The sequence below is a fragment of the Olleya sp. NP1-10 genome (genome assembly GCF_055804415.1).
In genome coordinates, this window is the sequence record NZ_CM147840.1 from 1835831 (window position 1) to 1848459 (window position 12629).

Genomic DNA, 12629 nt, shown 5'->3' on the forward strand with positions numbered 1-12629 from the left:
TGCTATTTACTCACGAATAATTTTAACTCCACCATTGTTAGATAACTTAATAATAGTTGATGGTTTTGCGTTTTTATTTTCGTTTTGCAAATTTACGACATAATCCACACCTTTTAAAATAGCTTCGCTTATTTCTTTAAACGAATTTGGTGTAGATTGACCACTAATATTTGCAGAGGTAGATACAATTGGACGCCCAAAATATTTGATTAGTTTTTCGCAAAATTTATGATCCACAATTCTAATAGCTAAAGTATTGTCTTTAGCTACTAAGTTTTCTGCAATACCAGCAGGAGCATCATAGATTACTGTTGTAGGTTTGTCTGCAATATCTAAAATAGTATAAGCCATTTTTGGGACATTATCGACATGTCTTTCAAGCATGCTATAGTTATTGACCAAACAGATTAATGCTTTATTGTCTTCACGTTGTTTTAAATTATATATTTTTCTAACAGCATTAGCATTTGTAGCGTCGCAACCAATACCCCAAACAGTGTCAGTTGGGTAAAGTATTAGACCACCTTGTTTAAGGGTTTCAATTGCTTTTTCTATTTCTTCTTTCATTAGATTTAATTATGTTACAAAATTAAATTATTTTAATAGATATCCTTACTTTTATGCTTTGATATAATATATAATATGATTATTAAAAACATTTTAGTAGCAACCAATCATTTAGAAGCTGTTGGAGGTTCTGAAACTTTTGCTTATTCCTTAATCGAAGCTTTAATTGCTAAAGGTTATAACGTAGAGTATTTTACATTTTACAAAGGAATTGTTTCTAAACGAATAGAAAGTGAATTAAAAGTAAGCTTTAAAAGTAAAAATAATTATGACTTAATTTTAGCAAATCATAATTCGTGTGTTAGACATTTAAGTAGACATGGATTAACCATACAAACCTGTCATGGTATTTTTCCAGATTTAGAACAGCCCAATAAGTATGCAGACGGTCATATTGCTATCTCATGTGAAGTTAGAGATCATTTAAAGGAAAAAGGTTTTACATCTCAAGTCGTTTTAAATGGCATTAATTGTGAGAGGTTTAAAATAGAAAACCCCATAAATAAAGAGTTAAAGCATGTTTTAAGTTTAAGTCAATCGGCTTTGGCAAACGATAAACTTGAAGCAGTTTGTAAAACACTAAATGTTAGTTTTAATAAGCTCAACAAACACATAAACCCGATCTGGAATGTAGAAGATGAAATAAATAAAGTGGATTTAGTGGTTGGTTTAGGGAGATCAGCATACGAAGCTATGGCTTGTGGTAGGCCCATTTTAGTATTCGATGATAGAGGTTATTTTGAATCCTATGGAGATGGCTATCTTACTAAAAAAGTACTTGAAACTTGTATTTACAACAATCTTTCAGGAAGAACTTCGAAATTTAAATTTGAAGCCAAAGACATAGAAGAAGAATTACTAAAATACAATGCTGAAGACGGAGCCATAATGAGAAATTATGCGTTACAAAATTTAAATATTGATTTGCAAGTTGAAAAGTATCTGGACTATGCAAAAACTTTGGAAAAGAAAAACGGATATTTTAAATTAATTCAAGCGGTTTGGGAACAAAAATATTTTACTTACTTAGAAAATAAACATCGAAGAAAAATAGCAAGAAGAGCAAGAAGAAAACGCAAACAAAATAAAGATTAAAATCTTATGGGTTGCTTTTGTTTTAGAGATTGAGACATGTGTGCACCTTTTAAAATTACAGAAAGGAGAAACCATTTTTTAGGTTTAATTAAGAAGGTGCTAGTATAGTAAAGTTTGATAAACATATATTTAGCGTATGAATAGTTTTTTTTGTAACGTATAACTGAGACAAAAAGCCTTCTTTGCTAATTAATTTTGACATTCCTGTACTAACGCCTTGATAATGTAAAATCTTTGCTTCTGGAATTAATACACTAGTAAAACCAAGTTTTCTCATTCTGAAGCATATATCCATTTCTTCAAAATACAGAAAAATATTGGTGTCAAAACCGCCTAATTCTGCAAATACAGAAGTTTTAAAAAACATAAAAGCACCATTCACAAAATTGACGCTAACAGGATTTGTGTATTCCTTTTTTCTTTTTGGAAATTTTTCTGGATTAATCTTTTCTAAAAACTTCTGCCCAAAAGTAGTTTTCGTAATCCTTTATCGTGATCAAAAGACGGTACGAAATTGTTGTTTTCATCATAGTTTTGCGCTGTAGCAACTCCCACGTTTTGATTAGCTTCCATAAAAGTATACAGGATATCTAAACAATCATTTTTTAACATGGCATCATTGTTTAGAAAAAGTAAGTATTTAGATTTTGCATGCTGTACGCCAAGCATATTACCACCTCCAAAACCTGTGTTTATTACACTTCTAATTAATAGAATATTATCTTGTTTTGGAAAGTTGTTTTCTAATTTTTTAAAATCCTCAGGTTCAGAGTTATTATCGACTACTATAATATCTATACGTAATTTAGGATTACTAAACTTTATAACAGATTCAATACATTCCAAAGTATATTTGGCTGTGTTATAATTGATAATAATAACGGAAACATCTTTCATTTTACAAATGTATGCAATCAAGATTAACTTTATACTTTTCCTATATATTTTTAAGTGTTTGAATAAAAATGATACTTTTGTTAACTTGTAATCATATTTAAATTAGATGGATAGAAAAAAGATTTTCATAATTGGACCACCAAGTTTAGGATACTTGACAAAGATTAATATTGAGTTAAATAGTTATAATAATGTTGAGTCTAATATTGTTTTAATAGATAAATTTAGTTTTAAGTATAAAAATTTAGGCCATAAAGTTATCAATTTTTTATCTAAAGTATTTTTAAATAAAAATCTAAAAAAAGAGTATGTTAATACGGTAGTTAAAGATAAGATTGATCAATTAGGAGAACAAGATTTAGTTTTTATGATCCGACCAGATTTATTGAAAACATCAACACTTACTTATTTAAAGTCAAAAACAAAGCAATTACAAGCTTTTTATTATGATAGTACACGTCGTTTTCCGGATAAGGTTGGTATTATTCCTTATTTTGATAAGGTATATAGTTATGATCGTTTGGATGTTGAAAAATATAACTTAGAGTTTTTGACTAATTATATTTTTGACGAAAGTAATGTAACTAATACAGATACCGATTTTTTTAATATTTCTACACATGATTATAGATATGAGGCAATGGAAAGACTGGCTAAATATATTCATGAGAAATCTTGGAGTAAAGAAATTTTAGTTTTGGGACCTGATGATTTAGTATCACCTTATGTTAAGATTATACATAATCAAATTCCAGTAGATGACGTAGCTGAAAAAATCAAGAAATCTAAAATTATAGTTGAAATACAAAGAAAGGAGCAAATAGGTTTGTCTTTTAGGATTTTTGAAGCATTAGGACATAATAAAAAGTTAATTACTACCAATGCAGATATAGTAAATTATGATTTTTATAATCCTAATAACATATTAGTCATTGATGAAAATGATATAAATATCCCAGAGGAATTTGTCAATACACCCTATCAAGAGGTTGAGGATTCTATTTTAAATAATTATAGATTAAAATATTGGATTAAAAAAGTATTTAATTTACAATAAGCTTTTGTAAACTTTGATATAGGCTAAAGCAGATTTATCCCAATTAAAGCTTTTAGCACGATTAATGTATGCTTCTTTATATTGGTCTATATTAGTTTGATAGCTATGCATACCTTCAATAAAACATGTAGCCATGTCTTTTGGATTAAAGTTGTTCCAATAAAAAGCTTTGTCACCACCAATTTCCGGAAGCGAGGTTAAGTTGGATAAAAATACAGGTTTTCCAAATCGCATAGCTTCTATTGGAGGGATTCCAAAACCTTCAAGTAATGAAGGAAATACAAAAGCACTACAATTCTGTAGATAATACTGTTTTTCTTCAGTGTTTATTTTTCCTATCATATGGACACGACTGGAGGTTCTTGTTTTTAAAATTACTTGAGATAGGGTTGTGTTTACATATGCATCAGATGTATCACCAGCTAAAACCAAATCAAAATCTGGTAAATGTTCAAGCATTTTGACTAGAGTATGGACGTTTTTTCTTTTTGTAAGCCCTCCGATAAAAAACAGATAAGGCCTTTTCGTAACTAAATTAACACTGTTAGGTTCTAAATCTAATAATTTGGTTATTGGGTTACCATTATAAATTACATATTCTGGTACATTGGGCACTTTAAAATGTTGATGTGTAGACGCTTTGGCAAATTCAGAAATATAGGTTATTGCAGTACTCCTGTTTAATTTTTCAATAAAACGTTTGTTTGTTTTATGTGATAAATCACTAGATACCTCATTTATAAAATTAACATCGTGTATTGTTAAAACGTAAGGAATATTGTGATGAGGTTCAACCTTAATATTTTGATTCATACAATGCCAAACATCGTATTTCTTTCGAATACGAAATAAAGGTTTTCTTGAAATAGATTTATAAGGTTTATAATCAAAATAATCGTCAAACTCATTTTTAAGGCTTTTAATGTCTTTAGCATGAAGAGTCATTTTGAAATCAGTAATCTTTGCCTGATATAACCCTTTTATTAAGTGGTAATTAAATTGCCCAAATCCATTAAATTGGTTTTTGATATTATGAGATTCTAAAAATATATTTTTCATTTAATCTATTTTACGATACATGGTCCACAATTGTATATAGCGTTTAAACACTGAAAACGCATGAACATAACAAATTATAAAACCTTCTTTACCATCTAAAAATCCAAACCTTAAAAAGTATTGGTGCATAAATCTGTACCAAGGTCTAAATAAAAAATGATACAAATTAGGGCGTACATTTTTTTTAAATAAAGCTTCTGCTTGTAGTTTACTGTACTGCGTTAACTTTTGATTGTAGTTATCAAAATCTGTATAGGTTTGGTGTTTTACGTGAGATTTTAATTTACCTACTTTAGCATTAGTTTCAATAGCTTCATGGACTAATTTACCATTGTATTTACAATGGTTTTTATTAAATAAACGAACAGCTACGTCTGTCTGGAAACCACTGTATTTAATACGTTTACCCATAAAATGGTAATCACGCTTTACGCGAAATGCTTTTGCTTCTGGTTTTGATCTAACGGTTGCTACAATTTCAGTAGCTAAGGCTTCAGGCACTTCTTCATCTAAATCAAAAAAGGTAACCCAATCGTGTTTTGCTAAGCTAATAGCGTAGTTTTTTTGAGAGGAAAAATCATCAAAAACGCGCTTTATAAAAGTGACTTTAGGATGCTTGGCTAAAGCTTCGGTAGTATCTGTACTAAAGGAGTCTACGATAATAATTTCATCTGCAAAAGACATACTATTAATATAGCGTTCTATATTATGTGCTTCGTTATAGGTTATTGCTAGAGCAGTTATCATGCAAGAGAAAATCAGATTTTTGCCAAATATAACCATTAGGCTTTATATATTTGTGTGCAGAGTATTCAAATTAAAACAACGTGCCAAAATTACCCATTTTAATGTATCATAGTGTAACCACTCAATCAAATGAGAGTAAAGGGTTGACTATTGATGTCAAAATGTTAGAAACACAATTACTATATCTAAAAACTAAGGGTTATACAACCTTACATTTTAAAGATTTACAGCAATTTAATTCTGCTAAGGATTTTCCAGAAAAAGCAGTAATAATCACATTTGATGATGTGTATGTTAATCAATTAGAATTAGCTTATCCATTGTTTGTAAAACACAATTTAAAGGCTTGTTTTTATATTCCGTTTAAGTACGTTAATGGTGTTAATACTTGGGATGAAGGTGAGGAGCCTATCATGTCTGTCCAACAATTACAAAGTTTAAATGCCGATAATATTGAGTTAGGTTTACATAGTTTTGCACATCAACGTTATGATAAATTATCAATTGAAGCAATTCAAAAAGATTTTGATTTATGTAAAGCATTTATAATTAAACACAAGTTGGATATCAACAATACTTTGGCATACCCATACGGTAAGTATCCCAAAAAAAGAGAGGAGCAACATGCTTTTTTTAAATGTTTAAAGGATAATAATATTGCTTATGGTTTACGAATAGGAAATAGAGTCAATAAATTTCCGTTCAAAAATCATTACGAAATTCAACGTCTAGATATTAAAGGTGATGACAGTATGAAAGTCTTTCAGCGAAAGCTGAAAAAAGGAAAAAGCTGGTTTTGATTATATTAAAAAAGGAATTGAAAAGGAGCCTAAAAGGATTAGTAAAAAGCCTCCTGTTTTAAACGTTCTTTGATATTTATGATACCATTTTTGTTCTAATTCAGGATTGTTTTTAAATCGATTTATAACTTTAAAGCCTATTAAGACGAAATAGCATCCAATTATAATTTGCGCTATTGCAATAAAAAAGTATATAGATTTTAATTGTTCTAACATTACCTAATACCTTTCTGTAATAACATCAGTTTTACATATCTTGAAAATACGCCATAAGCATTAACGCTTGCAACAGTTAATCCAGGAATACCATCCATAAATCCACGCCTTAAAATATAACTACTAAAAAAACGATAGAAGGGTTTGAATGCTAAATGAAAATAAGTAGCCTTTTTACCTTTTTTAAGCATTTGCTCTGCCTGAAACCACGCATAACTATCTTTTTTGCTAATGTAATGTAGTAATCCTTTATAGGTGAAATGTAGTACAGGATTTTTTAATTGTCCAATAGTACCATCAATAATCAGTTTTTCGTGGACCAGACCTTCAAATTTACAGTTATTACGTTTTACTAATCGTGTCACATTATCACTGTGATGATATAAAAAACGATTCATATAATAATGCGGAAAGTTTAACTTATAGCCAGCATGTTTGTTACTTTTAATGGCTTCAAATATTTCTTGTTGTAAGGCATATGGAATACGCTCATCTGCATCTACAAACAAAATCCAGTCGCCTTTTGCAAATTGTAAGGCGTGATTTTTTTGATTAGAAAAATTATCAAATGCACGCAAATAGACTTCGCAACCCATTTCTTTAGCAATAGCAACAGTATTGTCTGTGCTATTAGAGTCAACGACAATAATTTGAGAGGCAAACCCAACAGATTGTATTGCCTGTTCTAAGTAAGCTTCCTCGTTATAAGTAGGTATAATTACAGTAATAGCGTCCATATAAAAACCAAAATTACTAAAATAATTTTATCTTTGTAGCTATAATGAAAATAGATACTTCAATAATAATTAGCACCTATAATTCTCCGGAATGGTTAGCAAAAGTACTGTATGGTTATAACAACCAAACTTACCGTAATTTTGAAATCGTAATTGCAGATGATGGTTCTAAACAAGAGACCATAGATTTAATAAAGACAATACAGGAAGAAGTTTTTTATCCTATCATACATGTTTGGCATGAGGATAATGGATTTCAGAAATCTGAGATTTTAAATAAATCTATTACACAATGCACATCAGATTATATTATCATGTCTGATGGAGACTGTATACCACGTCAAGACTTTGTAGAAGTACATGTTAAAGAGCGTGAGATTGGTTATTTTTTATCTGGAGGTTATTTTATGCTACCTATGGATATTTCTCATGCAATCACAAAAGAAGATATCTACAAAGCCAATTGTTTTAACCTAAAATGGCTTAAAAAAAATGGCTTAAAATCCTCTTTTAAAAATAATAAGTTAACAGCTAAAGGTTTAAAATCCAAAATTTTGAATGGTATTACACCAACCAATGCAAGTTGGAATGGACACAATGCTTCAGGATGGAAAAAAGACATTGTTGCTGTTAATGGTTTGGATGAACGTATGCAATATGGTGGCCAAGATCGTGAGCTTGGTGAGCGTTTAATGAATTTGGGAATACAAAGTAAGCAGATTAGGTATTCTGCAATTTGTATTCATTTAGATCATAAACGAGGTTACAAAAATGAAGCTTCTATAGCTAAAAACAGAGCTATTAGAGAGGTTACTAAAAACGAAAAAAAGGCTTGGACTGACTACGGAATTGTAAAAAAAGCTTAATTTTTAAAAGCTTTTAAATGAAAGTCTAAAAACGGAACCAGTTTTGTTAAAATCATTTCTGGTGTTAACATATGATATAATTCGTGTGGGTTTTCTTCAATCTTACGTCTTTGTTCAACACTAAACTCATCAAATAAGTTTGGTTTTTCTTCTAGTAAATGTATGGATGTATGTTGTTTGCCGTCTTCAAAACTAGCCCAATGTTCTTTTAAAACATAAGGAGAAAAAATTGTAAAAGTTGGTTTATCTAATGCTTTTGCAATGTGTACAACACCACCTTCATTACCAACAAGTAGCTTGCATTTGTTCATTAAAGTAATAAAACCTCTAATGCTATCTTCGTAAAGGTCAATAATGATATTGTCTTTATTCTGACATTGGTTGTATATACTTAAAGCATCTTCTTTTTGATCAGGAGCGTAATTAAATAATACATTGATATCATAAGTAGAAGTTATATAATCTATAACAGATACAATGTACTGATATGGCATCGATTTTTGAGGTGTACTTCCTAGGACACCTAACATTATAGCAGGTTTACTGTATTTTTCTAAAGCACCATATTGTTTTTCAGATTCAGTTAAAACGATATGAGGTTGATAATCTATTTTGTCCTCTGCTAATTTAAAAAAGGTATTAAACATATTAATTCTATCCTGAATAGCTTTTCCACTAATATGTGTTTTTTCTTCAAGTAAAGGTACAGTGTGTGTGTAAAATTTAAACCAAGGGTTTTTACCTCTTTTTGAAATCCAATACGCATGTCTGCACCAGAAAAATAACATATCAATCGACTTTGAAGCTTAGTGTAAGGATCAAAAATCACATCATAATTGGTCTTTTTTATACGTTTAATCAAACGTTTCATGACCATAAACTGTTTTAATTCTTTTTCGTTTACAGCAATAATATTGTCGATTGCTGGATGGTTGTTAATCACACCAGTTGTATAGTCATATACCAAATAATCTATTTGACTATCTGGATAAATAGTTTTCATATTCTGAGCAATTACCGATGCTATTAATACATCACCAATACGTTTATTTTGTATAACAAGAATTTTTTTCATGTATGCTGACCTCTTTCAGTCTAAAGTTTTAACGCGAATTTTCCTTTTTTCCGCTTTAGCGCAAAATATAATTTTATAGGCTTTTATTAAAATTTACTTTAATATATCTTTGAACAATCTTAAAATAGCCAATTATTATACACTGTCATCCAAAATATCAACATTTAAAGCCTCAGTTATTACAACTTATTTCAGCGTTTGAAACCTCTGGAGAGGCAGTAACTATTGGTCAACGTAACGTTATTAAAGCATTTGAGATTGAAGGATTAAAACTAAATGTCAAATCTTTTAAAGTGCCTAATGCCTTTAATAGTTTTGTGTATAAATATATACGTCCTAGCAAAGCAAAACGATCTTTTGAGTATGCTAACAAGCTAATTAACTGTTCGATATCTACACCTTTTCCTATAGCTTATATAGAAAACAGCAGTGTATCAGGATTGAAAACTAGTTATTATATTAGTAAGCATATTGATTATGACTTTGAGTTTAGGGAGTTAATACACAATCCAAGTTTTCCTGAACGTGAAATAATTTTACAACAGTTTGCTGATTTTACGTTTAAACTACATCAAAACAATATTAATTTTTTGGATCATTCACCAGGAAATACATTAATTACAAAAGATAATGGTAGTTATCAGTTTTATTTAATAGATTTAAATAGAATGCGTTTTGAAACTATGACTTTTGATAAGCGAATGCATAATTTTAGACGCTTATGGTTATCTAAAACAATGATTAAAGTTTTAGCTGAAACTTATGCCAAACTTTATAATAAGTCTTATCAAGAAACACATGATTTAATGTTGAAGTATAGTAGAGCATTTCAACTAAAAATTAATAGTAAAAAACTAAGACGTAGTGATAGGAAAATGCAGTTTAAAAAATAATATATAAATTAAAAAGCCTCTAAAATGTTATTTAGAGGCTTTTTTGTATTTAATAATGTTGTGTTATTTAAACAGCTACATCATATTCTCTTAAAGCATTATTTAAAGATGTTTTCTTGTTTGTACTCTCTTTACGTTTACCAATTATTAACGCACAAGGTACTTGAAATTCTCCTGCAGCGAACTTTTTAGTATAACTTCCAGGAATAACTACAGATCTTGCAGGTACGCGACCTTTCATTTCTACAGGTTCATCACCAGTTACGTCAATAATTTTAGTACTCATAGTTAAAACAACGTTTGCACCTAAAACAGCTTCTTTTTCAACGTGAACACCTTCAACAACTATACAACGTGATCCAATAAAAGCACCATCTTCAATAATAACAGGAGATGCTTGTAAAGGTTCTAATACACCACCAATACCAACACCACCAGATAAGTGTACATTTTTACCAATCTGTGCGCAACTACCAACAGTAGCCCAAGTGTCAACCATAGTTCCTTCGTCTACATACGCACCAATGTTAACGTAACTTGGCATTAAAATAGTTCCTGCTGATATATAAGCACCATGACGTGCAACTGCGTTAGGTACCACTCTAATTCCTTTTTCTTTGTAACCCGTTTTTAGTGGTATTTTGTCGTGATATTCAAAAATACCAGCTTCTAATGTTTCCATTTTTTGAATTGGGAAGTATAAAACAACTGCTTTTTTTACCCATTCGTTAACTTGCCATCCATCATTTGTTGGTTCAGCTACACGTAGTTTTCCTAAATCTAAAAGGTTAACAACTTCTCTTATAGCTTCAATGGTTTTTGTTTCGGTTAAAAGCTCTCGGTTATCCCAAGCACTTTCTATAGTTTTTTGTAATTCTGTCATGTCAATTTTTATTTGACACAAATATAATTCGTAAAAATTAAAATATGGCACAATATTTAAGGTGTTAAGACTAGAAAACTATAAATTTGTACAAAATTTAACATGGCTCGCATTTTAGCAATAGATTACGGAAAAGTAAGAACAGGATTAGCAGTGACCGATGAACTGCAAATTATTGCATCTGGTTTAACTACAGTTAACACCAAAGAGTTATTGTCTTATTTAAAAGAATATTTAAATAAAGAAGTTGTAGAGCTGTTTCTAGTAGGAGAACCAAAACAAATGAATAATACACCTTCAGAAAGCGAAGCGTTAATCATTCCGTTTTTAGTTAAACTAGAAAAAGCCTTTCCAAACGTGCCAATAAAACGTGTGGATGAGCGATTTACCTCTAAAATGGCAACACAAACACTAATAGATAGTGGGTTAAAGAAAAAACAAAGACAAAATAAAGCGCTTTTAGATGAGGTTAGTGCAACCATAATTTTACAAAGCTACCTTTACAATCAATAATAATAGTATGATATTACCAATAGTCGCTTATGGCGATCCCGTTTTAAAAAGAAAAGCAAAAGATATTCCTGAGGACTATCCTAAATTAAAAGAACTAATAGCCAACATGTACGAGACTATGTATGGCTCGTTTGGAGTAGGATTAGCAGCGCCTCAAATTGGATTGTCAATCCGTTTGTTTATTGTTGATGCAACCCCTTTTGCAGATGACGAAGAGAATCTTGATGCAGATCAAATAAAGTTTTTAAAAAACTTTAAACATACATTTATTAATCCTGTGATTTTAGAAGAAACTGGTGATGAGTGGGTTTTTAACGAAGGTTGTTTAAGTATTCCTGATGTTAGAGAAGATGTATTTAGAAAACCTAATATTAAAATCGAATATTATGATGAAGATTTTAATAAACAAACCATGGAATTAGATGGTTTAGCTGCAAGAGTTTTTCAGCATGAGTATGATCATATCGAAGGGATTCTGTTTACAGATCATTTATCTGCCTTAAAAAAGCGATTAATTAAGGGTAAATTAACCAACATTTCAAAAGGAAAAATTAATGTAGATTATCGTATGAAGTTTCCATTAATGAAAAAGAAACGTTAAACGTTTGGAAAACCCAAACTAACATAAGATATTTGCCATCCTATTTTTTAACTCTGTTTTAACCAGAGCAAACTTAAAAACGGATAATAACAATAAAAACAATATATGGCTTTAGATAAAGTATTAGCAATAGCAGGTAAACCAGGATTATATAAATTAGTAACTCAAACTAGAGGTGGTTTTATTGCCGAATCTTTAATAGACAACAGACGCATGTCTGTAGGGATACAACAAAACGTTAGTATTTTAAGCGAAATAGCAATTTATACTCTATCAGAGGAAGTGCCATTAAAAGAGGTTTTTAATAAAATTAAAGACAAAGAAAATGGAGCTGAAACTAGTATTAGTCATAAAGAGTCTAAGGACAAGTTAGAAGAATATTTCTTTGATGTATTACCTGATTATGATGAAGATCGTGTGTATGCAAGTGACATCAAAAAAGTGATACAATGGTATAATATGTTACATAAAAATGACATGTTAAACTTTGAAGAAGCTGATAAAGCAGTAGCAACAGATGAAGAAGAATAGTATTTAGATACTTATTTAATATTAAAAATCCAGCATACGCTGGATTTTTTTGTTTAGTTTTTTAAGTACAAACAATCATCGTATTTTTACAA

The 12629-nt window shown here is 29.9% G+C and carries 17 protein-coding genes; 8 read left to right on the forward strand and 9 right to left on the reverse strand.

Annotation, left to right across the window (positions count from 1 at the left end; all coding sequences use genetic code 11):
• Nucleotides 1–6 precede the first annotated feature (6 nt).
• Nucleotides 7–567, reverse strand: a complete 561-nt coding sequence (locus AC0L4B_RS08385; RefSeq protein ID WP_473439367.1) for an L-threonylcarbamoyladenylate synthase — start codon at nucleotides 565–567, stop codon at nucleotides 7–9.
• A gap of 75 nt (nucleotides 568–642) precedes the next feature.
• Here AC0L4B_RS08385 and AC0L4B_RS08390 point away from each other — a divergent pair, with 75 nt between their 5' ends.
• Nucleotides 643–1662, forward strand: coding sequence for a glycosyltransferase (locus tag AC0L4B_RS08390; RefSeq protein WP_473439368.1), 1020 nt, complete (start codon nucleotides 643–645; stop codon nucleotides 1660–1662).
• 88 nt (nucleotides 1663–1750) lie between these two features.
• Here the strand turns inward: AC0L4B_RS08390 and AC0L4B_RS08395 are convergent, their stop codons facing one another.
• Together AC0L4B_RS08395 and AC0L4B_RS08400 are read right to left on the reverse strand one after the other, a co-directional pair.
• Nucleotides 1751–2029, reverse strand: a complete 279-nt coding sequence (locus AC0L4B_RS08395; protein ID WP_473436524.1) for a glycosyltransferase family 2 protein — start codon at nucleotides 2027–2029, stop codon at nucleotides 1751–1753.
• A gap of 83 nt (nucleotides 2030–2112) precedes the next feature.
• Nucleotides 2113–2559 (reverse strand): glycosyltransferase, encoded by a 447-nt coding sequence (locus tag AC0L4B_RS08400; RefSeq protein ID WP_473436525.1) that lies wholly within the window; start codon nucleotides 2557–2559, stop codon nucleotides 2113–2115.
• Nucleotides 2560–2665: 106 nt separating this feature from the next.
• Here AC0L4B_RS08400 and AC0L4B_RS08405 point away from each other — a divergent pair, with 106 nt between their 5' ends.
• Nucleotides 2666–3616, forward strand: a complete 951-nt coding sequence (locus tag AC0L4B_RS08405) for a WaaS/CpsH family glycosyltransferase (RefSeq protein WP_473436526.1) — start codon at nucleotides 2666–2668, stop codon at nucleotides 3614–3616.
• On the opposite strand, the gene AC0L4B_RS08410 is transcribed toward AC0L4B_RS08405, so the two are convergent.
• The gene (locus AC0L4B_RS08410) at nucleotides 3608–4675 is read right to left on the reverse strand and encodes a glycosyltransferase family 4 protein (protein ID WP_473436527.1); all 1068 of its coding nucleotides are present in this window, start codon (nucleotides 4673–4675) and stop codon (nucleotides 3608–3610) included. The genes AC0L4B_RS08405 and AC0L4B_RS08410 overlap by 9 nt on opposite strands.
• Nucleotides 4676–5422 carry a glycosyltransferase family 2 protein gene (locus AC0L4B_RS08415; RefSeq protein WP_473436528.1) on the reverse strand — a complete coding sequence of 249 codons (747 nt, stop codon included), beginning with the start codon at nucleotides 5420–5422 and terminating at the stop codon, nucleotides 4676–4678.
• A gap of 80 nt (nucleotides 5423–5502) precedes the next feature.
• Between AC0L4B_RS08415 and AC0L4B_RS08420 the strand changes: the two genes are divergently transcribed.
• Nucleotides 5503–6222: a polysaccharide deacetylase family protein gene (locus AC0L4B_RS08420; protein WP_473436529.1), complete on the forward strand. Its 720-nt coding sequence runs from the start codon at nucleotides 5503–5505 to the stop codon at nucleotides 6220–6222.
• A 215-nt stretch (nucleotides 6223–6437) separates the two neighbouring features.
• Here the strand turns inward: AC0L4B_RS08420 and AC0L4B_RS08425 are convergent, their stop codons facing one another.
• Nucleotides 6438–7175, reverse strand: coding sequence for a glycosyltransferase family 2 protein (locus AC0L4B_RS08425; protein ID WP_473436530.1), 738 nt, complete (start codon nucleotides 7173–7175; stop codon nucleotides 6438–6440).
• A 44-nt stretch (nucleotides 7176–7219) separates the two neighbouring features.
• Between AC0L4B_RS08425 and AC0L4B_RS08430 the strand changes: the two genes are divergently transcribed.
• Nucleotides 7220–8041: a glycosyltransferase family 2 protein gene (locus AC0L4B_RS08430; protein ID WP_473436531.1), complete on the forward strand. Its 822-nt coding sequence runs from the start codon at nucleotides 7220–7222 to the stop codon at nucleotides 8039–8041.
• On the opposite strand, the gene AC0L4B_RS08435 is transcribed toward AC0L4B_RS08430, so the two are convergent.
• Both AC0L4B_RS08435 and AC0L4B_RS08440 read right to left on the reverse strand, forming a co-directional pair.
• Nucleotides 8038–8688: a glycosyltransferase family 9 protein gene (locus AC0L4B_RS08435; RefSeq protein ID WP_473436532.1), complete on the reverse strand. Its 651-nt coding sequence runs from the start codon at nucleotides 8686–8688 to the stop codon at nucleotides 8038–8040. The genes AC0L4B_RS08430 and AC0L4B_RS08435 overlap by 4 nt on opposite strands.
• Nucleotides 8664–9116 carry a glycosyltransferase family 9 protein gene (locus AC0L4B_RS08440; RefSeq protein WP_473436533.1) on the reverse strand — a complete coding sequence of 151 codons (453 nt, stop codon included), beginning with the start codon at nucleotides 9114–9116 and terminating at the stop codon, nucleotides 8664–8666. Before AC0L4B_RS08440 ends, AC0L4B_RS08435 begins: the two co-directional genes overlap by 25 nt.
• Before the next feature lie 317 nt (nucleotides 9117–9433).
• Here AC0L4B_RS08440 and AC0L4B_RS08445 point away from each other — a divergent pair, with 317 nt between their 5' ends.
• Nucleotides 9434–10009 (forward strand): lipopolysaccharide kinase InaA family protein, encoded by a 576-nt coding sequence (locus AC0L4B_RS08445; protein WP_473439421.1) that lies wholly within the window; start codon nucleotides 9434–9436, stop codon nucleotides 10007–10009.
• Nucleotides 10010–10076: 67 nt separating this feature from the next.
• Here the strand turns inward: AC0L4B_RS08445 and AC0L4B_RS08450 are convergent, their stop codons facing one another.
• Complete coding sequence (locus tag AC0L4B_RS08450) at nucleotides 10077–10892, reverse strand: 2,3,4,5-tetrahydropyridine-2,6-dicarboxylate N-succinyltransferase (RefSeq protein ID WP_473436534.1); 816 nt, start codon at nucleotides 10890–10892, stop codon at nucleotides 10077–10079.
• 102 nt (nucleotides 10893–10994) lie between these two features.
• Here AC0L4B_RS08450 and ruvX point away from each other — a divergent pair, with 102 nt between their 5' ends.
• The 3 genes from ruvX (at nucleotide 10995) to AC0L4B_RS08465 (ending at nucleotide 12537) form a co-directional block, all read left to right on the forward strand.
• On the forward strand, nucleotides 10995–11405 hold the full coding sequence (gene ruvX / locus AC0L4B_RS08455) for a Holliday junction resolvase RuvX (protein WP_473436535.1): 411 nt from the start codon (nucleotides 10995–10997) through the stop codon (nucleotides 11403–11405).
• Between the two features lie 7 nt (nucleotides 11406–11412).
• The gene (def, locus tag AC0L4B_RS08460; protein WP_473436536.1) at nucleotides 11413–12006 is read left to right on the forward strand and encodes a peptide deformylase; all 594 of its coding nucleotides are present in this window, start codon (nucleotides 11413–11415) and stop codon (nucleotides 12004–12006) included.
• A 105-nt stretch (nucleotides 12007–12111) separates the two neighbouring features.
• Nucleotides 12112–12537 (forward strand): DUF5606 family protein, encoded by a 426-nt coding sequence (locus tag AC0L4B_RS08465; protein ID WP_473436537.1) that lies wholly within the window; start codon nucleotides 12112–12114, stop codon nucleotides 12535–12537.
• The last annotated feature ends 92 nt before the right edge of the window (nucleotides 12538–12629 follow it).